The organism is Streptomyces sp. NPDC024698 (assembly GCF_055559015.1).
In genome coordinates this window covers 1-25,939 of sequence record NZ_JBVHLK010000023.1, presented here as the reverse complement: position 1 = coordinate 25,939, position 25,939 = coordinate 1, and the positions used below count along the sequence as shown (strand labels likewise).

25 protein-coding genes, 1 tRNA gene and 1 riboswitch are annotated in these 25,939 nt (G+C 72.0%); of the genes, 13 read left to right on the top strand and 13 right to left on the bottom strand.

The features are described from left to right. Nucleotides 1-60 precede the first annotated feature (60 nt). Together ACZ4AA_RS32575 and ACZ4AA_RS32570 are read left to right on the top strand one after the other, a co-directional pair. Nucleotides 61-234, top strand: coding sequence for a hypothetical protein (locus ACZ4AA_RS32575; RefSeq protein WP_467610751.1), 174 nt, complete (start codon nucleotides 61-63; stop codon nucleotides 232-234). A 166-nt stretch (nucleotides 235-400) separates the two neighbouring features. Next, the gene (locus ACZ4AA_RS32570; RefSeq protein ID WP_467610749.1) at nucleotides 401-1,147 is read left to right on the top strand and encodes an alpha/beta fold hydrolase; all 747 of its coding nucleotides are present in this window, start codon (nucleotides 401-403) and stop codon (nucleotides 1,145-1,147) included. On the opposite strand, the gene ACZ4AA_RS32565 is transcribed toward ACZ4AA_RS32570, so the two are convergent. Next, on the bottom strand, nucleotides 1,144-1,368 hold the full coding sequence (locus ACZ4AA_RS32565) for a hypothetical protein (protein ID WP_467610747.1): 225 nt from the start codon (nucleotides 1,366-1,368) through the stop codon (nucleotides 1,144-1,146). The two genes, ACZ4AA_RS32570 and ACZ4AA_RS32565, sit on opposite strands and share 4 nt — an antisense overlap. Nucleotides 1,369-1,857: 489 nt before the next feature. After that, nucleotides 1,858-2,029: riboswitch (cyclic di-AMP (ydaO/yuaA leader) on the top strand. Between the two features lie 7 nt (nucleotides 2,030-2,036). Between ACZ4AA_RS32565 and ACZ4AA_RS32560 the strand changes: the two genes are divergently transcribed. Continuing rightward, nucleotides 2,037-3,968: a C40 family peptidase gene (locus ACZ4AA_RS32560; RefSeq protein ID WP_467610745.1), complete on the top strand. Its 1,932-nt coding sequence runs from the start codon at nucleotides 2,037-2,039 to the stop codon at nucleotides 3,966-3,968. Between the two features lie 88 nt (nucleotides 3,969-4,056). Here the strand turns inward: ACZ4AA_RS32560 and ACZ4AA_RS32555 are convergent, their stop codons facing one another. Next, complete coding sequence (locus ACZ4AA_RS32555) at nucleotides 4,057-4,371, bottom strand: hypothetical protein (RefSeq protein ID WP_467610743.1); 315 nt, start codon at nucleotides 4,369-4,371, stop codon at nucleotides 4,057-4,059. Nucleotides 4,372-4,549: 178 nt separating this feature from the next. On the opposite strand from ACZ4AA_RS32555, the gene ACZ4AA_RS32550 reads away from it, so the two are divergent. The 4 genes from ACZ4AA_RS32550 (at nucleotide 4,550) to ACZ4AA_RS32535 (ending at nucleotide 8,305) form a co-directional block, all read left to right on the top strand. Further along, nucleotides 4,550-5,080 carry a PadR family transcriptional regulator gene (locus tag ACZ4AA_RS32550; protein WP_467610741.1) on the top strand — a complete coding sequence of 177 codons (531 nt, stop codon included), beginning with the start codon at nucleotides 4,550-4,552 and terminating at the stop codon, nucleotides 5,078-5,080. Nucleotides 5,081-5,163: 83 nt separating this feature from the next. Beyond that, nucleotides 5,164-6,339 (top strand): DUF2306 domain-containing protein, encoded by a 1,176-nt coding sequence (locus tag ACZ4AA_RS32545; protein ID WP_467610739.1) that lies wholly within the window; start codon nucleotides 5,164-5,166, stop codon nucleotides 6,337-6,339. Nucleotides 6,340-6,489: 150 nt separating this feature from the next. Next, on the top strand, nucleotides 6,490-7,386 hold the full coding sequence (locus ACZ4AA_RS32540; protein ID WP_467610737.1) for a hypothetical protein: 897 nt from the start codon (nucleotides 6,490-6,492) through the stop codon (nucleotides 7,384-7,386). A gap of 280 nt (nucleotides 7,387-7,666) precedes the next feature. Next, nucleotides 7,667-8,305, top strand: coding sequence for a hypothetical protein (locus tag ACZ4AA_RS32535; protein WP_467610735.1), 639 nt, complete (start codon nucleotides 7,667-7,669; stop codon nucleotides 8,303-8,305). Between the two features lie 77 nt (nucleotides 8,306-8,382). Here ACZ4AA_RS32535 and ACZ4AA_RS32530 read toward each other — a convergent pair whose 3' ends face one another. Further along, nucleotides 8,383-9,612 carry a PP2C family protein-serine/threonine phosphatase gene (locus ACZ4AA_RS32530; protein WP_467610733.1) on the bottom strand — a complete coding sequence of 410 codons (1,230 nt, stop codon included), beginning with the start codon at nucleotides 9,610-9,612 and terminating at the stop codon, nucleotides 8,383-8,385. 362 nt (nucleotides 9,613-9,974) lie between these two features. Between ACZ4AA_RS32530 and ACZ4AA_RS32525 the strand changes: the two genes are divergently transcribed. The 4 genes from ACZ4AA_RS32525 (at nucleotide 9,975) to ACZ4AA_RS32510 (ending at nucleotide 13,631) form a co-directional block, all read left to right on the top strand. Beyond that, nucleotides 9,975-12,104 carry a DUF1996 domain-containing protein gene (locus ACZ4AA_RS32525; protein WP_467610731.1) on the top strand — a complete coding sequence of 710 codons (2,130 nt, stop codon included), beginning with the start codon at nucleotides 9,975-9,977 and terminating at the stop codon, nucleotides 12,102-12,104. 201 nt (nucleotides 12,105-12,305) lie between these two features. Continuing rightward, entirely contained in the window at nucleotides 12,306-12,737 is a 432-nt protein-coding gene (locus ACZ4AA_RS32520) for a hypothetical protein (RefSeq protein WP_467610729.1), read from the top strand. 85 nt (nucleotides 12,738-12,822) lie between these two features. After that, nucleotides 12,823-12,896 (top strand) — tRNA-Met (locus ACZ4AA_RS32515). Between the two features lie 141 nt (nucleotides 12,897-13,037). Then, nucleotides 13,038-13,631 (top strand): uridine kinase family protein, encoded by a 594-nt coding sequence (locus ACZ4AA_RS32510; protein ID WP_467610727.1) that lies wholly within the window; start codon nucleotides 13,038-13,040, stop codon nucleotides 13,629-13,631. Nucleotides 13,632-13,872: 241 nt separating this feature from the next. On the opposite strand, the gene ACZ4AA_RS32505 is transcribed toward ACZ4AA_RS32510, so the two are convergent. From ACZ4AA_RS32505 to ACZ4AA_RS32495, 3 genes are read right to left on the bottom strand one after another with little or no spacing between them, the layout of a single operon-like run. Continuing rightward, nucleotides 13,873-14,655, bottom strand: a complete 783-nt coding sequence (locus ACZ4AA_RS32505; RefSeq protein WP_467610725.1) for a radical SAM protein — start codon at nucleotides 14,653-14,655, stop codon at nucleotides 13,873-13,875. Between the two features lie 51 nt (nucleotides 14,656-14,706). Further along, entirely contained in the window at nucleotides 14,707-15,333 is a 627-nt protein-coding gene (locus ACZ4AA_RS32500) for an aldehyde dehydrogenase family protein (RefSeq protein WP_467610723.1), read from the bottom strand. Between the two features lie 56 nt (nucleotides 15,334-15,389). Next, a complete protein-coding gene (locus ACZ4AA_RS32495; protein ID WP_467610721.1) occupies nucleotides 15,390-15,608 on the bottom strand; it encodes a hypothetical protein in 219 nt (72 codons plus the stop codon). A gap of 257 nt (nucleotides 15,609-15,865) precedes the next feature. Here ACZ4AA_RS32495 and ACZ4AA_RS32490 point away from each other — a divergent pair, with 257 nt between their 5' ends. Then, complete coding sequence (locus ACZ4AA_RS32490; protein ID WP_467610719.1) at nucleotides 15,866-16,318, top strand: flavodoxin family protein; 453 nt, start codon at nucleotides 15,866-15,868, stop codon at nucleotides 16,316-16,318. Between the two features lie 32 nt (nucleotides 16,319-16,350). Here the strand turns inward: ACZ4AA_RS32490 and ACZ4AA_RS32485 are convergent, their stop codons facing one another. The 3 genes from ACZ4AA_RS32485 to ACZ4AA_RS32475 form a co-directional block, all read right to left on the bottom strand. After that, a complete protein-coding gene (locus ACZ4AA_RS32485) occupies nucleotides 16,351-18,000 on the bottom strand; it encodes an FAD-dependent monooxygenase (protein ID WP_467610717.1) in 1,650 nt (549 codons plus the stop codon). 82 nt (nucleotides 18,001-18,082) lie between these two features. Then, a complete protein-coding gene (locus ACZ4AA_RS32480; RefSeq protein WP_467610715.1) occupies nucleotides 18,083-19,261 on the bottom strand; it encodes a PP2C family protein-serine/threonine phosphatase in 1,179 nt (392 codons plus the stop codon). 165 nt (nucleotides 19,262-19,426) lie between these two features. Then, a complete protein-coding gene (locus ACZ4AA_RS32475; protein WP_467610713.1) occupies nucleotides 19,427-19,882 on the bottom strand; it encodes a hypothetical protein in 456 nt (151 codons plus the stop codon). A 279-nt stretch (nucleotides 19,883-20,161) separates the two neighbouring features. Between ACZ4AA_RS32475 and ACZ4AA_RS32470 the strand changes: the two genes are divergently transcribed. Continuing rightward, a complete protein-coding gene (locus tag ACZ4AA_RS32470) occupies nucleotides 20,162-20,809 on the top strand; it encodes a TetR/AcrR family transcriptional regulator (RefSeq protein WP_467610908.1) in 648 nt (215 codons plus the stop codon). Nucleotides 20,810-21,089: 280 nt separating this feature from the next. On the opposite strand, the gene ACZ4AA_RS32465 is transcribed toward ACZ4AA_RS32470, so the two are convergent. From ACZ4AA_RS32465 to ACZ4AA_RS32450, 4 genes are all read right to left on the bottom strand, one after another. Beyond that, nucleotides 21,090-22,652 carry an MFS transporter gene (locus ACZ4AA_RS32465; RefSeq protein WP_467610711.1) on the bottom strand — a complete coding sequence of 521 codons (1,563 nt, stop codon included), beginning with the start codon at nucleotides 22,650-22,652 and terminating at the stop codon, nucleotides 21,090-21,092. Between the two features lie 331 nt (nucleotides 22,653-22,983). After that, on the bottom strand, nucleotides 22,984-23,715 hold the full coding sequence (locus tag ACZ4AA_RS32460; protein ID WP_467610709.1) for an FAD binding domain-containing protein: 732 nt from the start codon (nucleotides 23,713-23,715) through the stop codon (nucleotides 22,984-22,986). 260 nt (nucleotides 23,716-23,975) lie between these two features. Beyond that, the gene (locus tag ACZ4AA_RS32455) at nucleotides 23,976-24,809 is read right to left on the bottom strand and encodes an ABC transporter ATP-binding protein (RefSeq protein ID WP_467610707.1); all 834 of its coding nucleotides are present in this window, start codon (nucleotides 24,807-24,809) and stop codon (nucleotides 23,976-23,978) included. 99 nt (nucleotides 24,810-24,908) lie between these two features. Continuing rightward, on the bottom strand, nucleotides 24,909-25,643 hold the full coding sequence (locus tag ACZ4AA_RS32450) for a hypothetical protein (RefSeq protein ID WP_467610705.1): 735 nt from the start codon (nucleotides 25,641-25,643) through the stop codon (nucleotides 24,909-24,911). Nucleotides 25,644-25,939 lie beyond the last annotated feature (296 nt).

Genomic DNA, 25,939 nt, shown 5'->3' with positions numbered 1-25,939 from the left:
AGTACGGCATCAGAAGCGACGCCGCGCTCGTGCGCGTCGCGCCGACCGGTGCCGAGGACCATGCCGAATCCGCAGCCGGGGCGAGACGCCCCCGAGAGCGCCTACGTCAGCCATGTGGGCAACTGCCGCACGTGCCAGCGGGAGTCGGGGCGCTGCCCGCAGGCCGCCCGCCTGTGGCGGTTCTATCAGGAGTGGCGCAGCGGCCATCGCGCCCGGTCCGAGGACGCCGAGTGAAGCCGCGCCGCCGTCGCCCCCCTGTACGACCTGCCCGGTCACGGAGCACGGCCTGCAAGGTCGCGGAGCACGGCCTACCCGGTCACCGACGACCGGTGGCCGATGAGACGATCCTCCTCACGGTCGAGCGCGGGGCGTGGAGAGCGCCGTGCGGGGGAGAGGTGCCATGCGAGACTCTGCGCGGAGGTCCGCCGACGATGTGTCCCGGCCTGTGGCGGCCGACGTCCCCGCGGCCCTGATGCCGTGGCGTGCGGTCCCTCCGGGGTCAGGTCCGACGCGTGCCGCCGTCCTGGTCCTGCACGGTGGTGCCGCCGACAGCAAGGCCCCGCTGCGGCCGTGGAACGTCGCCCGCGCACGGATGCGGCCGTTTCTGCGCTGTGTGACGCGGGCCCTGTCGGACAAGGCCACGTTCGTGGGGCAGGTGCGCTATCGGCACCGGGGCTGGAACGGCGCGGACGCCGACCCCGTCGCCGATGTCCTGCGGGCACTGGCTGAACTGTCCGCCCTCGTCGGGGAGGTGCCGGTCGTGCTCGTGGGGCACTCGATGGGTGGGCGCGCCGCCCTGCGGGCCGCCGCCGTACCGCAGGTCCGGGCTGTCGTGGCGCTGGCTCCCTGGTGCCCGGAGGGCGAGCCGGTGGCCCACCTCCGGGACACGCGGGTGATCGTGCTGCACGGCGACCGGGACCGGATCACCGACCCCGCGGAGTCGTTCGCCCTCGTCCGGCGGGCCGTGGAGGCGGGCTCCTCCGCGAGCGCCGTGCGGGTCGAGCGCGGTGATCACGCGATGGTCCGGCGGGCCCGGACCTGGCACCGGGTCACGGCTGCCACGGTCTCCGGCCTGGTCGCGCGGATCGCCGACGGACTCGACCCGCTCCCCGCCGAACGGTCCGGCGGCGAACCAGACGTGATCTAGGGCCCGGGCGCGTCCAGCCGGTCGTCGGGGTGCGGGGAGAGCGGACGGCGGGTGCCGGACGCGGAGCGTGCGGCGGCCGAGGGAAGCGGGGCGCCCGTCGACGGATCCCAGCTCAGGATCCACTCGAAGTCGCGTTGCAGCCGACGGGCCTCGCTCCGTACGAGGGTCGGTATGTCCCCGCGTTCGGAGATCAGTTGGGCATAGATCGGCGCATCGTGCACGTGGGGATCCTCGACTCGCTCTCGTGGTCTGATGTGCCTCGACGGTACGGCCGGCGCGTGACGGCAGCAGTTGTCCGGCCAGTTCGGCCAGAACCGGTCAAGGTGTGACCAACGGGCGCCGCCGATGTCGAACGGCATGCAACGGAACGCCAGTTCTGTGCACACTTTCGACACAGTCGAGTCGGCCGGGCGCGTGTCCGGAGTGCCGGGTGCCTCGGAGCCTGTCCCGCCGGGTCGTCTGGAGTCGGGCCGGCCGCGTCTCGCCAAGTCCGCCCGGTGGGGCGGACTTCGTGCCCGATCACCCCAACGGCCGTGCTCAGCCTTCCCTTTCGGGCACGGCGCGTGTCCTCGTCGTCGCGCTGCGAGGTGGTGCGACGAAGGTCACGAAAATGTATCGGACATAGGGGACGTGGATCTTCACATCCGGTGCACATCATGGCTAAGTTGGCGACCAGGTCGCCCGACTCCCTCCGGCGAAGTCGCCGGGCGGCGCGGCCTCCGCCGAGTCCTGACTGTCCTCGTGGCAGCGGGAGCCGGGGACCCACCGAACCTGGGGTGAATCGGCCGACTGCCTTTCGGGGCAGGGGCCGTAGGGCATACCTTCCGGAATCGTCCGCCCGAACCCGACAGCTAACCCGGTAGGCGGACGACGGAAGGAGCACCACTCGATGGCGCCGGAACGCACCCCGCCCAGCGGCGAAGAAGTCGCCCGACGGCTCTCGTCCCTCTACGACCAGGCGGAGATGGCCACCGGCAACTTCAACGGGACCCGCGCTCTGGCGAACTCCACCCGCAGGCCGGGCCGACGCGGCTCCGGCCAGGGGAGTGGCGGTTCCGAGCCCGCCGAGGAAGACCTGATGCGGCAGTGGTTCGACGGGGCGCGTTCCCGGTTCGGACCCTCGGCCCCGGCCGTCCTTCCGTCCGACCGGCTGCCGGAGCGGGGTGGCGCGAGTGCCCGTCCGAAGGAGGGCGCGAGAGCCCCCAAGGGGTCCTCGTCGGACCTTCCGACGGTGTACGAGCTGGAGCAGATCATGCGGCCCGTCGCCGAGTTGACGGCGGCCCCGATGCGCGAGCTGACCGCGGGACCGGCTTCGGAACCGGCCGGGCGTCCCGTCCTGGAGCTGACCGCGGGTCCGGCGGCCGAGAGCGTGACCGGTCGCGCCCCGGCGGCGACGGAAGCGGGTTCGGCGGTCCGCGCGGCGCTCCCGGCGGGGGCCGCTCCGGCCGCCGCCGCCTCGCAGAAGTCCTCGCTGCACGGCAGGAAGCAGACCGCCCGGCGCAAGCTCGCGGTCGCGCAGGACCTGATGGCGCGGCACGCGGCCCGGACGAGCATGCCCGTCCCGCGGCAGCCGCAGGCGCCGGCGATCGAGTACCGGCCGGTGGAAGAGCCCCGGTTCCCGTCCGCCCCGCAGCCCCCCGCGTACCAGTCGCTTCCCCCGGCCCCCGCGTTCCAGCCCGCGCCGCAGCCCATCGCGTACGAACAGGCGCCCCGGACCGCCGCGTTCCAGCAGCTGCCCCAGCCCCCCGCGTTCCAGCCGGCGCCCGCCCCCACGGCGTTCGACACGGGCTCGATGCCGCGCGCGTACGAGACGGGCTCGATGCCCCGCGTGCAGGACACCGGGTCGGTGCCCCGCGCGTACGAGACGGGCTCCATGCCCCGTGTGCAGGACACCGGCTCGATGCCCCGCGCCTACGACACGGGCTCGATGCCGCGCGCGTACGAGACGGGCTCCATGCCCCGTGTGCAGGAGACGGGCTCCGTGCCCCATGTGTACGAGCCCGCGGCTCCGGCCGCCGAGTACAAGTCGGTGCTCCTGCCCCTCTCGTACGAGCCGGAGCCGCCCGTCTCCGAGTACAGATCGGTGCTCCTGCCCCTGTCGTACGAGGCGCCGACCCGTCCCAGCGGGTATCAGCCGCCTCCGCCGCCCCCGGTGAGGGAGCCGGCACCCCAACCCCCCGTGTACGAGCCCGCCGCCTACCGCTCAGCGCCGATGCCCCCGGCGAGTGAGCCGGCGCCCCAGCCGCCCGCGTACGAGTCCGCGCCCCCGGCCGCCGCCTACCGCTCCGCCCCCATGCCCCCGGCGAACGAACCGGCGCCGCCGGTCGACGACGCCTGGCGGCAGTCGCTGCGCACGACCGGCAGCCGGCAGGCGTGGCCCGCCGCCGGAGGCACGAACCCGGGGTTCAGCATCGACAGCCTCGTCGCTCCTGCTCCCGCCGCCCCGCCGGTCGTCGGACACGACAGCAGGGCCGCCGAGGCGGTCGCCTTCGCACGCGCGCAGGTCGGCATGCCGTGCGTGTGGGGAGCGTCGGGACCCGGGTCGTACGACCCCTCGGGGCTGACCCAGGCGGCCTGGAAGAGTGCCGGAGTCATGCTCCCCCGCACCACCCAGGACCAGGCGCAGGCCGGCCCGGCGGTCGCCCTCACCGAGATGCAGCCCGGTGACCTGGTCTTCTTCCACGCCAACGTCAGCCACGTCGGTCTCTACGTCGGCGACGGCATGATGGTCCACGCGCCGAGTCCCGGAGCACGGATCGCCGAGGAGTCGGTCGCCTACGCCGGACAGGCGGCCGTCCACAGCGTCGTACGCCCGGTCTGAGAGCGGCCCGGCCGGCCGCGGTCGGTCCGCGGCGTACCGCCGTCCGTGGAGCGCCGCCGTGTGCCGGGGGCGCCACGGCGGCCCGCCGTCAGAATTCGCTGTCGATCCCGGTGACGGCGGCGGGCCCCAGCGGGGCGTCGTCCGCGGACAGGCCGCTGTCCCGGAGCGCGCCGGAGACCAGCCGCACGGCCTCGGCCTCGGCGCTTCTCCGGTCCGCCGCCTCGATCTCCAGCCGGACGGAGAACCGGTTGTCGTCGACGGTCAGCAGGCTCAGCTCCTCGCTCTCGCCCAGGTCCGTGTTCTGCGGGTCCTGGGGGCGAAGCCTGCGTTCCACGTCGGCACGGGAGGCGTCCGAGAGGCCGTGGACGAACGTCCCGGGAACGGTGATGACGTAGGTGGTCACAGGAACTCCTAGTGCGGCCGGGCCGAGGGTGAGGTGGTGCGGTCGGTTGCGTGATCGCCCGTATACCCCGCATTGTGCCGGGCACCCGGATCTTCTTCGCGTCGGGCGCGGCCCGTCGAGGGCGCCGGTACGCGGCGGTGCCTGCCGTGCGGTGATCGCGTGGCGATACGGTCGGCCCATGGCTGACGCTAGGTTGACCACCGCCTCGTATCTCGTCCTCGGCATCATCGACAAGCTGGGCGAGGCCAGCGCGTACGACGTCAAGGTGGAGGCGGCGCGGACGGTCGCGCCCTTCTGGTCGGTGCCGCACGCGCAGGTGTACGCGCAGTGCGACCGGCTCCTCGACGCCGGGCTGTTGTCTCAGGTCCGGCAGGAGAGCGGCCGCAACCGCAGGGTGCTCACACTGACGGACGAGGGCGGGGCGGCCCTGCGGGGCTGGCTGGACGACTCCGCGTTCGTGCCGGTGGAGGCCCGTGAACGGGGCATTCTCAAACTCTGGTTCGGCGGCCGGCCCGAGGTGCTCGGCCCCGTACAGCTCGACGAGCACCACAGGACCCTGGGTGAGTACGAAGAACTCGCCCGGTCCGTCGGGGAGTTGCTGACGCGCGGGCAGCGGGACGCGCTGGAGTTCGGCATCCGGTACGAGCGGATGATGATCGAATTCTGGGGATGGGTGCAGCGCCGGGACGAGGACACGACAGACCGTTGACCCCGGCGGTGGACGCCTCTACCGTCTCGATAGTCCAAACGAGACTATCGAGGCCGGGTCGCGGCCCCGAGCAGGGAGTCGTCGTGCGTCGACCGACGGGCACCACCTGGCGCCGCCTCGCCGTCATCGCCCTGACGGTCGTGTGCGTGGGCTACGCGCCGATCGCGATGACCGAGCTGTGGCCGTACGCGCGCCCCGGCGCCCCGGCGTACGGAGAATGGATCCTGGGCCATGTGGTCTCGCCGCGCTACGTGGCCGACGCGCTGGCCACCCGGATCGGGCCCTACCGGCACAGCCTCGTACCGATGATCGTGCACTCGGTGCTCGGCGGTGTGCTGATGCTGCTGGGTCCCGCACAGGTGCTCACGGCCGTACGGCGGCGCACCCGGCTGCACCGGCTCCTCGGCGTGCTCTTCGCGGTCACCGTGTACGCCTCGATGGCGGGCGCCGGGCTGTACCTGGCGCGCACGGCACCCGAGGACGCGTTCAGCGGCGCCGCCTTCTGGATCGTGCTCGCGACCATCCTGGTGGGCACCGTCATGAGCGTGACGTTCGGAGTGCTCGCCGCCGTCGGCGGGTTCCCCGACCTGCACCAGCGCTGGATGCTGCTGTGCTACGGCTTCCTGATGACCGCTCCGCTGCTCCGGTTCGAATGGGGTGGCCTGCCGATGCTCCTGCCCGGACTCTCCATGGCCGAGATCAATCGGCTGGCCACCATGCATCTGGGCTCCGTCGTCGCGTTCGGCGCCCTGATCGCCTCACGTTCCCTCGACCGCCGCAAGAACGTCGCCGGGGTGTCCGGGACGTGGGCGCCCGTGCCCGTCCTGGCCCTCGCGCACCTGGCGGGAGCCGCAGCGCTGGCCTGGATCACGCGCGCCGCACTGGACCACGGCCCGCAGGGGCGGCGGCTCCTGCTCGCCTACCTCCTGCCGTACGCCGCCTCGTACGCGGTGATGGCCCTGCGCGCGCGGCGGGCGGGCCGGGAGGGACGCCTCTGGGCGCGTGAGGAGTGGCGGCTGCACTGGGTGGCCCTGTGCCTGGCGCCGGTGCTGTCGGTCGGGGCGGCCCCGCTCTTCGAACGGTCGCTGGGGCTCGACGGGCTCACGGCGCTGGCCGCCGGCGCGGCGATCGGCTGCGGTGTGACGGCGTTCATGGCGACCCTGGTGGTGAGCATGCGCGTCATGTACGCCCGGGAGGTTCTCAAGAGGGCGGCGCCCGCACCCGGTTCGGGCACCCGCCTCTCGGCACCGGTCCCCTAGGCGCTCGGCTCTTCGGGCACCGGAGGGTCGTCGTCCGCCCCGCCCCGGCCATTCGCTCGTAGCCCCCTCTGCCCCTCGGTGCTCTCGTTCACCTCGCCGTGTCCTTCGTCGTGCCCCTTGTCGTGTCCCTCGTCCGGAAACGGAATGACCATGACTGACGCATCCGCCTCCCCCTCCGCATCCCCCTCCGACCCGATCCCGCCGGGCGGGCGGCCGTTGACCGCGGGAGTCGCGATGCTGTCCACGGCGGTCGCCGTCGTCAGCGTCCTCGTCGGCGGGCTGCTGGCGGCCGTGGCCCTCACCGGACACGTCTTCGGCGCGTGGCGCTCCCCCGAGTCGCTGACTCCCGGACTGATCGGCGCGGCCATGCTCGGCACCGCGCCCGGCCTGTTCGCGGTGAACCGGGCCCGCGCCTGGCACGAGGCCCGCTCGCTCGTCCACCCGCTGGCCGTGGTCCTGGTCGGGCTGTTCACCGTCAGCCTGCTCGACGCGGGCCGGCTGTACATAACCCGCGGCGGCTCCATCGTCCCGGTCCTGTTCAGCCTCGGCTGGCTCTTCGTGCTCGGCACGCTGTGCGTGTGCGCCCTGGTCGCGCTGGCCTGGCAGTACCTCGCCCCTGGCCGGCCGCCCGGCCCGCGCGGAGTGCCGCTGCCCGGCTGGTCGAAACCGGCGCTGGCCGTGCTCGGTTCGGCGTGGCTCGGAATCGGTACGGGGCTGCTGGTCCGGCCCGGCTTCTGGGCCGCGTTCGTGCCGTGGAGCGTCGACCGCCTCGACGCGCGGGCGCTGGGGGTGTGGGCACTGGCCCTCGGCGTCGGCGTCCTCGGCGCGCTCGCCGAGGACGACCTCGGCCGCACCGGCCCGGCCCTGATCGCCCTGCCGAGCACCGCCGTCGCCGTGACCGTCGTCCTGGGCTGCCGCGCCTCCGCCGTCGACTGGTCCTCGGGTCCCGCCCTCTGCCTCGTCGCCATGGTGGCCGGGCTCCTCCTGGCCGGTCTCGGCGGGCGCGTGCTGCTGGCGAGGTCCTCGGCTGCCCGGCCCGGCAGTTGACGGACAACCGATCCAACTCGTCTGCGCAACGGCACATATGACGCTCCATCAACCCGAAGAGCGGATCGTCCTGACGCGCGGAGAGGGCGGCGGGGCGTCTCGCTGCCGACTCCCGGCAACGTTGTCCACGGCATCTGTTCCGGGCGGAGGCAGACCGCGGTCCGCGTCCGAGCAGGAGGATACGAGGCGCTGACACACGAGGAACGTCGCGGGGAGTGGTACAGCTATGCGCCGGTGGGATCGTCCTCCGTCCGTCCATGAGCCGGACCTGACGGAGTACGTGCGCGACACCGTGTGGGGGCCCGCCGAGTTCGTCGGGTGGCCGCCCCGGCGGCTGGTGGGGGAGGGGATCCTCGCCGGGGTGTTCGGAGCCGGGTCGATCGTGGGCGCGGGGGTCGTCGGCGACCGCACCGGAATACCCGTACTGGCCAGTGGCGAGGCGGGGCTCGTGTGCGCCGGGGTTCTCGTCCTGCATCTGGTCCGCCGACGGGCGGGGCGGGCGCTGGTCGGTGTCGTCGCGGCGCTCGGTGTGTGTCTCGCCCTCCAGGTCCCGCAGGCGGTGGCGGACGTGGTGCCCGCGGACGGGGAACGGGTGGCACCCATGGTCGTCACGACCGTCGAGGGCGGCGGGCGGAACGGCGCGAGGAGCACCGGCTACCGGTGCTCGGTGGTACGCCGGGACGGCGCACCCTTCAAGGTCCGCATCCGGCGGGGGTGCGGGCGGACCACCCGGCCGGGGGACGTGCTCGCCGTGGTCTACGACCCCGAGGGGCGCATAGCACCGCGTGCCCTGACCGAGGGGCAGGTGACGACGGGCCCGCTGCGCGGTCCGGCCGCCCTGGTCGTGGCGCTCCTCGCCGCATGCGTGCTCGCGGTCGTCCGCTCCCACCGCCTCACCCCGGTGGTCTCCACCGTGTGACGCCGTCCGTCGGTCGCCGCTGTCCGCCCGTCGGCGTGCTTCGACGGCCGGGGACCTCCCGCCCCTGCCGGGCGGGTTCACAACGGGAGGATCACCAGGGCCGTGTCGTCGGTCATGCCACCGGGCGGGAGCAGGTCCGAGAGCAGCGCGTCGGCGAGTGCCTCGGGCTCGGCCTCCCGGTGGTGGGCCAGCGCGGTGGCCAGGCGTCCGAGACCCATGTCGATGTCCTCGGTACGGCGTTCGATCAGCCCGTCGGTGTACAGGACCAGGGTGTCGCCCGGGGTGAAGCCCGTCGCGGCCTCCGGGCGTTCCACGTGCTCAGGCCGGGCCCCCAGCGGCGGGTCCGTCGCCCCGTCCAGGAACTCCACGCTCCCGTCGCCCCGCAGGAGTGCCGGCGGAGGATGTCCGGCACTGCTGTAGGTGATGGTGTTGGCCTTCCAGTCGATCCAGGCCGTCACCGCGGTGGTGGACTCGGCGCCCTCGACGGAGCGCGCGTACAGCCCGAGCACCTCGAGCGCCCGGGCAGGACCCGTCGCGGCACGGGAGGCGGCGCTGAGGGCGCTGCGCAACTGGCCCATGACACAGGCGGCGGACAGCCCGTGGCCCACCACGTCGCCCACCGCGACCGCCATCCGCTCGCCGCTCAGCGCCACCAGGTCGTACCAGTCCCCGCACACGTTCAGTGAACTCGTGGCCGGCCGGTAGCGCACGGCGGCGTAGTGCGGCCCCCGCTGGTTCGGGGAGGGCAGCAGCGCGTCCTGGAGGGCCACGGCGACCTCCCGTTCGCGGGCATGGGCGCGCCGCAGCCGCTCGTTGAGCTCCTGGAGCTCCCGGGCCCTCGTGTACAGCTCGGCCTCCAGCACCGGGCTCCGTTCGCCCGGCTCGATCCCGCCACGGGCGCGGATCAACTCGGTGACCTCCTCCACCCGGTGGACCACCAGCGCCACGGTGCCGTCCGGGTGGAGCACGGGGGCGTTCACCGGACTCCAGTACCGCGCCTCCCAGACACCCGGCCGGTCCAGGGACTCCACGTCGTAGCGCTGGAGGGCCATGGCGTCGCGCTGCCCGGTCTCCACCACCCGGCGCAGGGAGGCCTCCAGGTTCCGCATCCCGGTCGAGGCGGGATCGCCCGGCCGGTCGGGGAAGACGTCGAAGAGATAGCGGCCCACCAACTGCTCCTTGGCACGGCCGGAGTTGCTCAGATAGTCGTCGTTCGCGTCGAGGAAGACCATCTCCGGGGTGAGCAGCGCGACCATGCCGGGCAGGGCGTGGAAGACAGCGCCGAAGTCGATGTCCGCTCCCGTCACCGGTTCACCGCCTCACGCCGCTGCCCTGGCCGTGCCCACGGTCGAAGCGGCGGAGCACCCTGCCCTGCCCCACCGGCCCGGGCCTGGACCGGGACCCACGTCCAGGGCGTACCCGTGGTGCAGTGATCCCATCAGGCCACCGGTCCGCGCCCGGCGCAACCGCGGGGACGCATGACGCTCCGGTCGGCGTCCGTGCCGCCCGGGGCGAGGGGGGTGTCCGCGCCCGCGGACGCACTTTCGGACAGGTGCTCCGTACGGGGTCACTGTGAATCCGGGAGACGGTTGAACACAACGCGAGCCGCGTGCGTATAGGGCCGGGGGATTTCCATGCCGAGCCGACCACGAAGCGTAGGAGCACCACCTTGGGACGCAACACGCGAAGACGCCCCACGGGCGCACGCCGCGCGACCTCTGCCGCTTTCGCACTGATCCTGGGCGGAGGCGGACTGCTGGCAGTCAACGTCTACGCATCGGCGACCGAGACCGGGGCGGGGGGCGACCCGACGGGCGTTCACGTGCTGTCCGCCGGTTCCGCCACGATCGACTGCCCCGACGTCGGGGAGCAGTTGAAAACGGTTCCGGACGCCGCCAAGGCGGACGTCGACAAGGAACTCGCCGGTCTGGACCAGCAGATCGCCGAGGCCTACCGTCAACTCCAGGCGAACGCCGACCAGATGCAGCAGAGCGGCGACAGCGGCGCCGACGCGGTGATGATTCCGCTGAAGGACAAGCGGGCCGAGTCGATCGGCCGCATCGTGGCCGCCATCGACGCGGCGGGCGACCCGCCGAGCGGACTCGACGCCTTCGCCGCCTGCATCCTGCGCCCCTCCGGCAATCAGCCCGGCACCGGCGCGGACAACGGCCAGAGCGCCTCGCCGCAGGACCAGGGGAGTGAGTCCCCGAGTCCGAGCGGCACGGCCCAGAACCAGGGCGGCCAGCAGGGCACCACCCCGCCGGCCGGCAACGGTCCCGTGGTCGGCGACTACGCCGACATCAAGTCCGTCCAGCCCAACGCGCAGAACCCGCAGCTCCAGGCCGACGCCTCCCGGGGCGAGTTCGTCTCCAGCTGCGGTGTGAACGCCAATGGACTGTTCAACTCGGACAACGTGATCGTGGCTCCCGGTGTCAGCAACGGCGCCCACCACTTCCACGACTACGTCGGCAACCAGTCCAACACCGCCTTCGCTAGTGACGACGACCTGGCCAAGGCGGACACGTCCTGCCAGGACAAGGGCGACAAGTCCTCGTACTACTGGCCCGTGGTGCGTCTCCAGAACGGCAAGCAGGAGCGAGACGCGGGTGCGCCCGGGGGCGGGACCGAGGGCAACGCCGGACAGATCGTCACGCCGAAGCAGGTCACGCTGACCTTCGTCGGCAACCCGCGCAGTAAGGTCACGGCGATGCCGCGCCTGCTGCGCATCATCACCGGTGACGCCAAGGCGTTCGTCAACGGCCCCGCCAACGCGAATGCCTCCTGGAGCTGCACCGGCTTCGAGGACCGCCAGTTGAAGGACAAGTACCCGATCTGCCCCCAGGGCAGTGACGTGGTGCGCACCTTCAAGTTCCAGAGCTGCTGGGACGGCGCGAACATCGACAGCGCGAACCACCGCACCCATGTGGCCTTCGCGGACGCCCAGGGCAACTGCCCCGGCGCATTCAAGGCCATCCCGCAGCTGGTGCAGCGCATCGTCTACGCCATCAACGCGCCGAGCCTCCAGGACGGCGGCCGTACGTCACCGCTGTTCGCGGTGGACTCCTTCCCGGAGAACCTCCACAAGCCGGTCACGGACCACGGCGACTTCATCAACGTCTTCGACGAGAGTCTGATGAACGAGATGGTCGGCTGCATCAACAGCGGCAAGAAGTGCGGCGCGGGCGCCGGCAACGGCAGCGGTGGCGGCAACGGCAACGGTGGCAACGGCGGCGGCAACGGCGGCGGTGGCGGGCAGCAGGAGAGCCCGCCGGCCACCGAGAAGCCGTCCCAGAGCGCTGAGCCGAACCCCTCGGAGGCGGCCCCGAACCCGTCCGAGGCGGACCCGAACCCCTCCGAGAACCCCTCGGAGGAGCCGGCGCCCACCGCGGACGACCCGTACGACGGCAAGGGCGGCAACGGCGGCACGGGCTCCGGTGACAACGGCGGCGGCCAGAGCGCCGAGCCGACCGCCGGGGCGCCGGGCACCGAGCCCGCGGGCGGCGACGCGCCTCCCGTCACGGTCGAGCCCAAGTCCGACGTGACGTCGTCGGCCGGAGACGGCTCGTCCGCCGCCCAGGAGACCCCTGGCGACGACCAGGGCGGAGAGGTGGGGACGCCCGCGCAGACGGAGCCCGCGGCCGGGGCCTACCCCTCGGCCACCTCGGGGGTCGAGCCGCAGGCGGTCGGGACCGGCGGCCTCGCCGAGACCGGCGCGAACCTGTGGCCGGGCGCGATCGGCGGGATCTTCGTCCTGGCCGGCATCTTCGTGCTCTACCGCATCCGGCGCGCCTACGGGTGACCGGGACCGGACCCGGACGGACGAGTCCGGCGGACGGATTCTGACGGACGAGTTCGAAGGGGGCTCGTGGCCTGTGCGGACAGGGCACGAGCCCCCTCGGCCATGGTCCGGGCGGCCATCTCGACCGGCGGTGTGCGCCGATTCACAGCATGCTGGTGGAAGACGCGATCATGTCGTCCACATTGGGGAAGGCGAAGCTCCATGGACGCATCAGAGCAGGCACCGGATGACCGGCCCCTCGACCTGTACCTCGAAATGCTCCGCCTGCGTATGGCTCCGGCGGACTACGCGCTCTTGCTGCGCATGGTCGAGCCCGTACTCGAAGCGATCAGGGAGGAGAGGGTCGGAGCGATCGAACTGTGTCTGGACGGCGAGGAACCCGACAGTGTCCCGCAGGAGGTCCGCGACGAGGCGTCCCTCGTGGTCGCCGTCGCCGTCACGGGACGTCTGGACAACCGGATCGTCGAGCTGGAGACCGAGGAGATCGGCGTCGTCCGGGTCGTGACCGACTCGGGCACGGCGGACGATCCCGAGCGGTGCAGGGAGATCGCCGACTTCATCGGAGAGCGACACCGTCAGGACGAGGAGCTACGGGGCATCGCAGAGGTGAGCGGTCTGCCCACCGACGTGTGACACCCCTCGAAGCGATCTGATCGCCCGCCCGCGGGCGATCATGGTCGTGTGCCCGGAAAACATGACGTAGAGTTGAGTTCAACGACGCGGGGTGGAGCAGCTCGGTAGCTCGCTGGGCTCATAACCCAGAGGTCGCAGGTTCAAATCCTGTCCCCGCTACTCGAATCCGGAGGGGCCGACATCACTGTCGGCCCCTCCGTCGTGTTGTGCTCCAGGGCTGCCCAGCCGCACCTGTCGTCGGAACCTACGATTGTGTTCATTCGGCAGAGATGAAGTGGTTGACGCCGACACAATCACCCCATGACGAAGATCGAAACAGTCGCTCAGCGCGTGGTGGCCGCCGCCCGCGCCCGCGGCGACCGAGGACGGGTGCTGATCGCGGTCGACGGCTTGGGCGGTTCGGGCAAGTCGACCCTGGCGTCGGCCGTGGCCGGGATCGCCGGTGCCGTGGTGGTGCACGGAGACGACTTCTACCGTCCGATGGACGCGGACGAACGCGCCGCACTGACCCCGGCCCAGGGCTACGACCGCTACTTCGACTGGGAGCGGCTGCGCGACGAGGTCCTCACCCCGCTCGCCACCGGCCATGACGCCCACTACGGGCGCTACGACTGGCCGACCGGTGCCCTGGTCACGGATGAGCTGTGTGCCGTCGCCTGTGCCGGCATCGTCCTGGTCGAGGGCGTGTACACCGCCCGGCCCGAACTCGCCGACCACTACGACCTGGTCGTGTACGTCGACACCCCCGCGGACGAGTCCATGCGCCGGCTCCGGGCCCGGGGTGACGACCACGGCCCCGTCGACTGGGAGGCCCGCTGGCGCCTGGCCGAGGAGCACTACGTGACCACGACCCGCCCCCGGGAGCGTGCGGACCTCGTGGTCCCCGGGCACTGACGGGCGGGCCGCACAAAAAAACCGCCTCCGGTCATCGACCGGAGGCGGTGCACGAGGAGCGCTGGGCAGGCCTTGCACCTGCATTTCCCCGCAGGAAGCGGGGCGTCTTTCCTTGGACCACCAACGCCTGGCTCCTCACCGAGTGTTCGGTGCGCGCTCTGTGGTGATCATATCAGCTGCTCAACGGCCCCTGTGCTCGGTGCTCTCCTCCGCCGGGTGGGCTCGTGCGCCGGGTGTGGGCTCACACCGCGTGCAGACCGTACGAGGTGAAGACGGAACGCGCCCTGGCGACCTGGGCCGAGGTCGGTACCGGAGTCTCGGCGAGCGTGAACTCCATGCCCAGCTGCTCCCACTTGGCCGTGCCGAGCGTGTGGAAGGGCAGGACGTCGACGCGGGTCACGTTTCCCAGAGACCCGGCGAACGAGGCGACTCCCGCCACGTTCTCGGTGGCGTCGGTCAGTCCCGGAACCAGGACGAAACGGACCCAGACCTCCTTGCACAGCTCGGCCAGCCGGCGGGCGAAGGCCAAAGTGGGCTCCAACTGCCTTCCGGTCAGGCGCAGATACAGCTCCCGGTCCCAGGACTTGATGTCCAGCAGCACCAGGTCGACGTCGGCCAGCAGGGTGTCGGAGGCGCGGGCCCCGAGGAAACCGGACGTGTCCAGGGCGGTGTGCAGGCCGAGTTCCCCGTGACACAGACGGAGGATCTCCCCGGTGAAGTCCGGTTGCAGGAGGGGTTCGCCGCCGCTGATGGTGAAGCCGCCGCAGACCGAGTTGCTGCCGTACGAGCCGCAGCCCAGGGTCAGGGACGGCATGAACGCGTTGTAGACGTCACCGATCCCGCCCTGCGAGGTGGGCGCGTTCCAGATCACCCGGCAGGCCTTGACGGCGTGCCCGTACTCCTCGGCGAAGGCCGCGTCCTCGGTGTGCACGGCGGCCGAGTGCCCCAGACCGTTGAACTCCACCATCTCGGTGGCCAGCCGCACCCCCTCGGCCCGGCCGTCCACCGTCAGCACGGCCAGCACCGGGCACAGCTTCTCCCGAGTCAGCGGCTCTTCGACGCCTACCTCGGAGACCTAGGCCAGGATCACCGAGGTGTCCTCGGGCACCTCGAAGCCGGCCCCCTCGGCGATGGCGAGCGCGCTCTGCCCGACGATGTCGGCGTTCAAGTGGGCGCCCGCGCAGTCCCGTCCGCCCTGCTCGTCCGCGGCGACACTGAAGAGATACGCCTCCAGAAGCGCCTTCTCGTGGTTGTCGGCCGTGTACGCCTTGAGCTTGCGGAACTCGGAGATCGCCTCGTCCCGGATCTCGCGGTCCAGGATCACGGCCTGTTCCGAGGCGCACACCATGCCGTAGTCGTAAGTCTTGGACAGCACCACGTCGTTGACCGCACGCCCTATCTGGGCGCTCTTCTCGATGTACGCGGGTACGTTGCCGGCCCCGACGCCCAGCGCGGGCTTGCCGCAGCTGTAGGCGGCCCGGACCGTCGCGTTGCCGCCCGTGGCCAGGATCGACGCCACTCCCGGGTGGTTCATGAGGGCGCTGGTGGCCTCCTTCGAGGGCCGCTCGATCCACTGCACGCAGTGGGCCGGGGCGCCCGCCCGCACGGCCGCGTCCCGGACGATCCGGGCGGCCTCGGCGGAGCAGTTCTGCGCGGCCGGGTGGAAGCCGAAGATGATCGGGTTGCGGGTCTTCAACGCCATGAGGGCCTTGAAGATGGTGGTGGACGTGGGGTTCGTGACGGGAGTGACCCCGGCGATCACCCGCGGATCACGCCGACGGTCTTCACGCCCTTCATCGAGTGGGTGATGTTCTCGCAGGCGAAAATGTTCTTGACGGCCTTGTCCTCGAAGACGCCGCGCCGGGTCTCCTCGACCGCCATCACGGCGAGCCGGGTGTGCTCGGCGAGCGCGGCCAGACTGGCCTTCTTCACTATGCGGTCGATCTGTTCCTGGGTGTAGCCGCCGTATTCGTCCAATGCCTCCAGGAGTGCTGGCCGTCCTTCTTTCGGCGGCTGGTCATCGGATCACCCTTCGGTCGAGGTGTGCCGAAACAGCCGGGCTCCAGCGGCTCCGGATTACTTCCAGCCTGGCACCGCGCGCAGGATCGTGCAGCCGGGCCGACGGCCGCCTTCCGGGTGTGCGCCGCACGTCACGGACGGTGCCCGCGCACGGCTCACCGGTGCGGCGGGGTGGTGCTTGCGGTGACGGTGGGCGGCGGGGCAGGGTGCGGGGTGTGCCTACTCTGCTGATCGTGCATCACACGCCCTCGCCCAACTGCCAGGCCCTGTTCGAGGCCGTTCTCTCCGGGGCGACGGCGCCGGAGATCGAGGGCGTACGGGTGGTGCGGCGGGCGGCGTTGGAGGCGACCGCCTCGGACGTGCTGGCCGCCGACGGCTATGTGCTGGGCACCCCGGCCAACCTCGGCTACATGTCCGGCGCGCTGAAGCACTTCTTCGACCAGGTCTACTACCCCTGCCTCGATACGACGGCTGCCCGCCCCTTCGGCTACTACGTCCACGGCGGGAACGACGTCACGGGAGCGGTGCGCGGCGTCGAGTCCGTGACGACCGGCCTGGGTTGGCGCCGTGCGGCCGAGGCCGTGAAGGTGACCGGAGAGCCGGGCAAGGCCGACATCGAGGCGTGCTGGGAGCTCGGTGCCACCCTGGCGGCCCAACTGATGGACTGACCACGTCTGTTGAGACGGGCGGACCGGTGCCGTCACCGGGTGACGGCGTCCGCCGGGGCGAAGGTGAGCGCGAGCTGCGCCGTCAGCCGTGCCGCCGTCGGCGGGGAGAGCCGGGCGCCGATGTATCCGTCGGGGCGGACCAGGAAGGCGACCGGCCCGTCGGAAGCCCCGTAGAGACGGGCGAACTCGCCGAGCGTGTCGACGTACACGGGCGGCGACGACGTCTCCATGGCGGTGCCGGAGGGCCGGATCACACAGGTGCCGACCCGGCCCCCGGAGAACTCACCCGCCGCCTCGGCGAGTTGGCCGCCCTGCTCGCCGTCCCCGTACACCAGCAGCGTGTGTCCGCGGTCGCGCAGGAGGTCGTAAAGGCGCAGCGGGAAGGCGGCGATGTGCGCCGCGAGGCCGGCGCAGTCGGGAGCGCGGTCGCCCGGCTGCGGGCCGGGTCCCTCGGCGGCCGGTCCCACCAGCGGGCTCCCGCGGTAGCCGACGAGGAGTTGGGCCTCGCGCAGCATGAGGGTCGCCGGGTCGGCGGGGTCGGCCTGGATGCCCTGGGTCGCGTGGCGGACCGTGCGCTCGACGACCTCCTCGCCGACGGGCCGGCGCTCGGCGTCGTAACTCTCCGCCAGCCCGTCGTTCGCGCCGCCCTCGATGGCGAGGGCGAGTTTCCAGGCCAGGTTCCAGGCGTCCTGGATCCCGGTGTTCATGCCCTGGGCGCCGGTCGGGGGGTGGATGTGCGCCGCGTCGCCCGCGACGAAGACCCGGCCGACGCCGTAGCGGTCGACGATCCGGTGGCTGATGCGGAAGACCGAGGACCAGCGCAGCCGGGAGGCGGTCGTGGGCCGGGGGGACAGCCGGTCGAGCACGGCCTGGATGTCGGAGAGCGCGGGCTCGTGTCCGGTCTCCAGGCCGTGGACGACGCCGTCGGCCGGCGCACCGGGCCCGTCGCTCCGTCCCGCCGCGGAGAGTTCGGGCGGGACCGTCATCGACATGCGGTACCGGTTCGCGCCGGGCAGCGGGATGCACACCAGGAGGTCGTCCACCTCGCCGTCGGTGTTCCTGTGCGTCGAGCGGACGCCGTAGCCCTGCGGCAGGTCCCAGTCCACCTCGACGTCCCCGAGCATGTACTCCTCGGGGAACGCGCTCCCCTCGAAGGTGAGCCCCAGCTGCTTGCGTACGAGGCTGTGCGCGCCGTCGCAGCCCACCAGATAGCGCGCCCTGACCTCTTCCCCGGCCCCGGACGCCGACCGCAGGGCGACCGTCACGCCGTCGGTGTCCTGGTCGAACGAGACCAGTTCCGTGCCCCGTTCGATCCCGGTCCCGAACCGCGCGAGATGCGCCTCGATGATGCGTTCGGTCTCGTACTGAGGCAACGCGGCGAATCCGTACGGGACTTCGGGCGGCAGGACGAGGTCGACGCGGGGCTGCTCGGCGCCGTCGACGTAGGCAAGCTGCCCGAGCATCGGCACGGCCGCCTCGAGCACCGTGCGGGTGAGCCCCATGTGGTCCCAGATCTCCAGGGTGCGCGGCTGGACGCCCACCGCCTTCGCGTACGGGAGCCGGGCGGGAAGCCGGTCGACGATCCGGCAGCGGATTCCGCGTCCGCGCAGCGCCGCCGCCGCGGTCAGACCCACCGGGCCCGCACCCACCACCACGACGTCGGTTCCGAAGGTGCGCGCCACGGGAGCCTCCTTGTCCAGCCCCCTGGGTCGAGTCGATCTCTCCCATCGTGGCCCCGGGGCGACCCGCATCGCTACTCGGGCGTCAGCGGGGTGCGGTGGGCGGCGATTCGTCGGGGCGGAGCCGGTGATGGCCGTCCAGGGGGCGGTGGGGGAGGTGGAGGTGGTGAGCGGGGGTGCGTTCGACGACAAGGAACGCGGCGTCGTCGCCGGGCAGGTCTCCGATGTGCCGGACGAGGTCGTCGTGGATCCGGCGCAGCAGGACGTCGGGGTTGGAGGCGGTGAAGCCGGCGACCCGTTCGGCCAGGGGATAGAAGGTGCCGTCGGGGGAGCGGGCCTCGATCACCCCGTCCGTGTACAGCAGCAGGAAGTCGCCGGGCTCGAAGGAGAACGGGTCGGTGTGGTGGCTGGCGGCGGGCAGCTCGCACATGCCCAGCGGGGGCACGGGGTGCCGGGCGTGCAGGACGGTGACCCGGCCGTCGCGCAGGAGCAGGGGCGGCGGATGACCGCAGTTGATCATCTCCACCTGGGTGCCGTCGTCCGGGATGTCGAGGACGAGCGCCGTGACGAAGTGTTCGCCCGGGTCGTGTTCCGTGTCGGCCACCTCGTCCAGGTCCCGGCACACGCTCACCTCCAGGGCCGCCGTCAGTTCGGGCAGGGTGGCGTACCGGTGGGCGCCCTCGCGGAAGGCGCCGAGCACCACCGAGGCCTCGCCGATGGCGGCCAGCCCCTTGCCCCGGACGTCCCCGATGATGACGCGGGTGGAGGCCTCGGCCGCCCGGGTGACGGCGAACAGGTCACCGCCGATCTGGGTGTCGTCCTCGGCGGCCAGATACAGCCACGCCACCCGCAGCGGACCGATCCGCCGGGGTGGGGGCCGCAGCAGCACCCGTTGCGCGGTCTCGGCGATCGAGCGCGCCCGCACCAGCTCCCGGGCGCGCCGCTCTCGTACCCGGCACACGAACACCACCAGGGCGGAGAGCACCACCAGGGCGATGATCTGCGCGATGTGATTGGTGGTGCCGAGTCCGCCGTGGAGCACCCCGATGACCACCTGGGCGGCGACGGCGAGCAGACCGACCAGAGCCGTCAGGCCGGGGCTGGCGAGCGAGGCCGTCAGGGTCGGCGCGATGACGAGCAGGGGGCCCAGGTGGACGTCGGTGGGGGAGCGGATGTCCACCACGGTGATCACGACGATCAACGCGAGCGGGATCGCCACCAGACCGCGGCCCGACGGTTGCTCCACGAGACGGTCCACTGACATGCGCCGGATACCCACATGCCCCATTTTGTACCTGTTTCTGTGGCGGTGGGGTTCCGCACGGTGTCCACCGTCGGCGAGTCCGGCGCCGCCGGTGCTCGGGTGACCCCCGACGCGGCCCCGGACGGGACCGTCAGCGCGCCGTGCCGTGCCGGTGGGCGGCGGCCGTCAGTTCCACAGCGGGTAGCCGACCTTGTGCGCGTAACCGTCGGGGTGGCCCTGGGTGTAGATCAGCGTCATGCGCGCGTAGTGCTGGAGCTGCGGCTTCTTCTTCCACGGCTGCGGCTGGTCCAGCACGACGGCGACCGGGTACGAGTGGAACTTGCCCGCCGCGCAGTACGGCTTGCAGTCGTTCACCATGTTGACGCCCTGGGCGACCGCGGAGTGCTGGTTCCAGTGCGACCAGTGGAGCGAGGTGAGGCGGCTGTTGCCGTCGCCGCAGGCCAGGATGAAGTCGGCGGGGCGCACGTCAGGGTGCCAGAGGCAGTCCACGAGTACGGGGGTCGTCTGCCGCTGCTTCACGGTGTGCGAAGCGGCGGGGGCTGCGGAAGCGGTACCCATGACCGCTGTGAGCGCCGCGGCCGCGAGAACGGTGAACGCGGTCCGGATCGAGTTTGTGCGCATATCAGCTCCGTGCGGGACGCTCTGTCATGTGGCCGTCAGCGTGTCGGCTCTGCCTCGACGCTACGGCTTCGGTGTGTGATGTACCACTCATACGGATTAACGATGCCATTTCGTGAGAACCGGCAGACAACGGCACGCAGAGCGATGTATCAGGACACTGCACAATTCATCGGTACACACGGTCGCGCGCCAGGACGCACGGTGACGCTCCGGCGGGCGGAGCGATGTCGCGCGACGCCCGGTGGCCGTCCTCGTCGGCGCCTCTAGAATTCGTCCGTGATGAATAACCGTGGCACGCAGCGGGGCCGCAGGCCGGGAAGCCCGGACACCCGGGCCGTGATCCTGGACGTCGCCCGGCGCCGTTTCCTGGAGGACGGCTATCACGCCGTGACCCTGCGGTCCGTCGCCGGGGAGGCCGAGGTCGACCTCGCCCTGATCAGCTACTACTTCGGGTCCAAGAAGGGGCTGTTCGGTGCCGCGCTGGCGCTGGGCGCCAACCCGGCCGAACTCCTCGCGCGGGCCGTCGAGGAGGGCGACCTCAGCACGCTCCCCGAACGGGTCGTCCGTCAGGTCCTCGCCGTCTGGGACGACCCCGTGACCGGCCCGCCCCTGCTCGCGATGCTGAAGACCGCCATCGACGACGACGGGCTCGGCCCCCTGGTGAAGGAGGCGGTCGAGCGAGAGATCGTCGACCGGATCGCGGGACTGGTACCCGGACGGGACGCCCGGCAGCGGGCCGCCGCGTTCACCACCGTGGTCGCCGGCCTGATCGCGGGCCGCTATCTGCTGCGCCTGGAGCCGATCGTCTCGATGACGGCCGACGAGGTGGTCCGTTATGTGAGCCCGCATCTGCGGCTGGCCCTGCATGGCCCCGGACGCCCCCTGCGCAACGCCCGGCCGGCGGGGCGGCCCGCGCCGCGCCCCTGATCCGCGGGTCTGTTCCCTCCCCCCGGCGCGGGGTGCGATGTGCTGGGGGAGTCCTGCGCGCCGGGGGCCTGTGCGCGTAGGAGAAGGATCGGCGCCGTGCGGGGACGAAGCCGGTGGCTCGTGCGCGTGCGAGAGGGACCGGCGCCGTGCGGGGACGAGGCCGGGGGCCCGTGCGCGTACGAGAGGGACCGGCGCCTCGCGACGTGCGAGGTGCCGGTCCGGGGTGTTCACGGCCGTATCAGTGGGACTAGGGGGCCGTCTCGATGGTCCGACGGCCGTATCAGCGGTACGAGGGCTGCTTCGGCGTGTCGGCGGGCTCCGGCATGTCCGGGACCTCGGCGGGAGCCTCCGGCCGAGGAGCCGAACGCAGCAGGGCCGCGACGGCGACGGCGGCGAGCACGGCGGCCGATGCCGCGCCGAGGAGTGCCAGGTGCATGCCGTCGACGAAGGCGGTCGTCGCCCGGCCGGAGACAGGACCGCCGATGGCGTGGGCGGCGGCCAGGGACGAGCGGGCCGCGTCCGCCACCTGCTGCGGCAGTCCGGGCAGACTCAGGTGGTCGCGGTAGGCGGCGCTCAGCAGGCTGCCGAGGACGGCGATCCCGAGGGCGCCGCCCAGCTCGCGCGCCAGGTCGTTCATGGCCGAACCGACGTTCTGGAGCGAGCGCGGCAGGGCGTCCGTGATCGCCGTCGTGGCCGGGGTCATGGCCAGACCCATTCCCGCGCCCAGCGGCACGAGACCGGCCGCGATCAGCCAGTACGGGCTGGACGCGTCGAGCCGGGAGAGGATCCCCATGCCCGCGGCGACACCGGCGAGACCGGCCACCCAGGGCCCCCGGAATCCGAACCGGCCGACCAGGGCCGGGGTGGCTCGGGAGATCGGCACCATCGTCAGGGCCATGGGCAGCATGGACGTGGCCGCCATCAACGCGCTGTCGCCCCGCACCAGTTGGAGGTACTGCATCATCACGAAGACGAACCCGAAGAACACGAAGAACTGAAGCATGATCGACAGCGAACCCGCGGCGAAGTGGCGGTTGCGGAACAGCCGGGGGTCGAGCAGCGGGTTCTCACGGCGCAGTTCGAAGAGGACGAATCCCGTCAGCACGGCCAGGCCGAGCCCGATGCCGGCGAGGGTGACCGGGTCGGCCCACCCGCGGGTCGGTGCCTCGATGATCGAGTAGACCAGGGCGACCAGGCCCGCCACGGCGAGCAGGGCGCCGCCGACGTCGAGCCGCGGCTGCCGCGGTTCCGCGGACTCCGGCACGAACAGCAGCGTTCCGATCAGGGCGACCAGGGCCAGGGCGACGTTCAGCAGGAACACCGAGCGCCATGACCAGCCCTCCAGCAGGGCCCCGGTGGCGAACAGGCCCACCAGGGCGCTGGCTCCGGCGACCGCCGCCCAGACGCTCACCGCCCGGGCCCGCTGGGCGCGCGGGAACGTACTGGTGATGGTCGACAGCGTGGCCGGCATGACCAGGGCCGCGCCCACCCCGAGGACGCCCCGCAGGGCGATGAGGGTGGAGGGTTCGGTCGTCAGCGCGGCGGCGGCGGACCCGGCGCCGAAGATCGCCAGCCCCGCGAGCAGGGCGCGCCTGCGGCCGAAGCGGTCGCCCAGGGCGCCGGCCGGCAGCAGCAGGGACGCGAAGACCAGGCTGTAGGCGTCGATGACCCAGGACAGCTGGGTCTGCGTGGCGTGTGTCTCGCGGGCGAGATCGGGCAGCGCCACGTTCAGCGATGCCATGGCGGCGACCACCGTGCCGAGGGCGAGGCAGGTGACCACCAGGACCAGGTTGTGACGTGCGGCCGGTGCGGGACCGGCGGCGGGGGCGCGCGTGGAGGGCATGAGCTCCGTCCTTCGTCCGAGCGGTCCGGGAGGTTCCCGGTGCCTGGATCCAGAGTCGTGAGTTCGCCGCGCGACTTCCACAACGATGAATTAGGGCAGGGGTGCCGCGACCGGTGCCGGGGTGTCGTGCGCGGACACGACACCCTGGCACCGATCCCATGGAAAGCGCAGGTCAGCGGAAGGGAACGGCTACGGCGGCGGCTCGGTGGAGGTGAGCGCCTCGCCGCCGGTGTTCCCGGATCCGTACGACGGTCCGGCCGCTGTTGAATTTCCGCGGCCCTCGTCCCGGGACCCCGGGGCGGCCGTCAGGACCGGGCCGAGTGTGCCCGGCCTACGCGGACCGCGCGGCGTCGGGACGCGCCAGGAGGTCGGTCACCTGTCGGCCGACCAGCTCCCATGCCGCGGCCGGAAGCCGGCCGAAGGAGCCGTCCCGTAGCCCGCGCAGAATGCCATCGGTGTCGCCCCGGCGCAACGCGCTCTCGCTGAACACCTCGTCCTCGGAACGGACCGCGACACGCAGGCGGTGCGTGCCGCCCTCCTCCGGGTGGAGCGCGGCGGCGACGACGAGCGGCGACGCGCCGCCCGGATCGGCCGCGGCCTTGTGGTAGTTGCTGGTGACCGGTGCCCGCCAGCGCAGGCTCAGGAGCAGCTGCCGCTTGGCGAGCACCTCGGCCAGATCGGTCTCGGTGACGCCTTCCGGCTCCAGGATCACCGCTCGGGCGTCGAGGACGAGGGCCGCGGGCAGCAGACAACGCAGCGTGCTGCCCACGATGTTGCCGCCCACGGTGGCGGTCCGGCGCACGGCACCGGTTCCCACTCCGGCGGCGGCCCGGCGCAGCACCTCGGGCACCCGGTCGTCTATACGGTTCAGCACCACGGCCGAGCCCAGGGCCTCGCGCTCGATCGTGTTGGCCTCCGGGAGCTCGCGGAGCGACATGGCGCGGTCGGGGAACCCGTCCCGTTGCCAGGTGGCCCACACCAGGGTCGCCCCGCCAATGGGAACCGCCCCTTCGGTCAGGTACTCCTGTGCTTCGGACACGGATGTGGGCAGACGCAACAGCACGACAGCCGACCTGCTTTCCTGGTGACTTGGCGGCGGGGTACTCGGTGTCCTGGCGAAATCGCCGTCGACAGGCGCATTTTCGCCGTCCGAGCGGGGGCGCGTACAGGGCACACTCCTCCAACTGGTGCGCCCCGCCATGCGGTTGGGCGTCCTGGAGGGGGCTGCGCCGATGCCGTTCGTGCGCGCCGTCCGCACGCGCGGGGCGCCGTGAAGCGCCCGCCATGTTCCTTTCCCGCGCCGCGAGTTGCTTCGTACCGCTGTCAACTACCCTGGTGGGAGCCGGAATAGGCGGCCCAGCGTCCGCCGTGCCGGACCACGGTGATGCGCCGGCCGAAGCAGCTCGTCATCCAGGAGTCGGTCAGGGTGGCGGCGACGGGTCCCTGTGCGAGGACGCGCCCCTCGCGCAGAAGCAGGGTATGGCCGACCGCCGGGGACAGCTCCTCCAGATGGTGGGTGACCGTCACCGTGGCCAGGTCCGGACGGCTCTCGGCCAGCCGCTGCATGGCCTCGACGAGGTCTTCCCGTGAGGGCAGATCCAGCGCGTTGAACGGCTCGTCGAGCAGCAGCAGGGCCGGCTCGGCCATCAGGGCCCTGGCGATCAGGACGCGGGCCCGCTGGCCGCCCGAGCAGACCCCGTAGGGCCGGTCGGCGAGCTCCTTGATGTCCAGCTCGGCGAGCAGTTCGTGGGCGCGCCGGCGCACCTCGGCGTCGTACTTCCGCCACAGCGGCTGGACGGTGCCGGTGTGGCCCGTCAGGACGACACCGTGGGCGTCGAGGTCCTGCGGAACCCGCTGGGCCGTGCTGACATGGCCGATGCGGGCGCGCAGCTCACGGACGTCGACCCGGCCGAGGCGGGAGCCGAGCACCTCGACGCTCCCCGTGGTCGGATGCATCAGGGCGCCCAGCAGGCGCAGCAGGCTCGTCTTGCCCGCGCCGTTGGCTCCGAGCAGGGCCCAGTGCTCACCGGCCCGGACCGTCCAGTCGATCTCCGCGAGGATCACCTGGCTGTTCGTGTGCCGGTGGACGCTCACATCGCGGAGCGCGACCACCGTGTCCCTGTTTCTGACGTCCCGCTCGGTCCGCACCTCGGCCATGTCCGGGCTCTCCTCCGTCGGTCGGCGCCCCTGTGGCCCAGCACACTAGATGCTGTGGACATCTTGTAGCCGGAGCGTCCGCGTCGTGGACGCCGGCGGTCACTTCAGGATATTGACCGCGCGGGCCACCACCAGCACCACCGTCATCAGCGACACCGTGGACTGGAGCATCATCAGCATCTTGGCCCAGCGGGACAGGGGCATCACGTCGGTCGGGCTGAACGCGGTGGAGTTGGTGAAGGACAGATACAGGTAGTCCAGGAACGCCGGTTCCCAGTCAGGCCGGGCGGACTCGGGGCTCTGCATCTGCACGAAGAGGAAGTCGGCGAACTGCCGTTGGCCCATCATGCGGTTCGCCGGCCCGCCCCGGTCCAACTCCCAGTACCACAGGGCGAACACGATGACGTTCGTCAGCCAGATGTTGCCGCCGGTCAGCAGCAGTTTCGCGGCGCCCGACGTCTCGGTGCCGTGTACGAGGCCGCGCACCAGCTGGGTCGCGGCCCAGCCGTTGGCGAGGCTGATCAGCCCGATCAGCGTCAGGCCCAGCGAGCGCAGCCGCTTGTTCCGGGGCTCGACCCGGCGGGGGTTGGCGGCGACGAGGCCTATCAGCAGGACCGCCTCCAGGCCCGGCAGCAGCCCGTACGGCAGCAGGGTCAGATGCTCGGGCAGCCTCAGCTGGAGGCCGACCGCCGCCAGGACCGCGACGGTCACCGCCCAACGCGGCTCACCGCGCGTCGCCCTGCGCCAGGCGGGCGCCACTTGCTGTTCCCCGGACTCCAGAAGCCGCTCGATCCTGACGAGTCGGCTCTCGGTGTCGTTCGGTCGTTCGTCCATGGAGGTGATTGTCGCCTGTCGGATGTGGATCAAGGGATTGGGCGGCGCGGTGACTTGCCACGAGGACTGCCCATGGCCGCTGACCTGTGCGCATGCCCTCTCGACTGGTTCACGCGGCAGAGGGGAGACCTGGGGCCTGTCGTTTGGATCAGGTCGCAAGGCATCGACGGGGCTGCGTCTGCGAACTGATCCAAACGACAGGCCCTAGCTGTATTGATCACGAGCGTTGTTGACACTGGCGGGTCTTGAACATGGCGAAGACCTCCGATGTGGTGGAGCTGTCTAGGACTGCACCG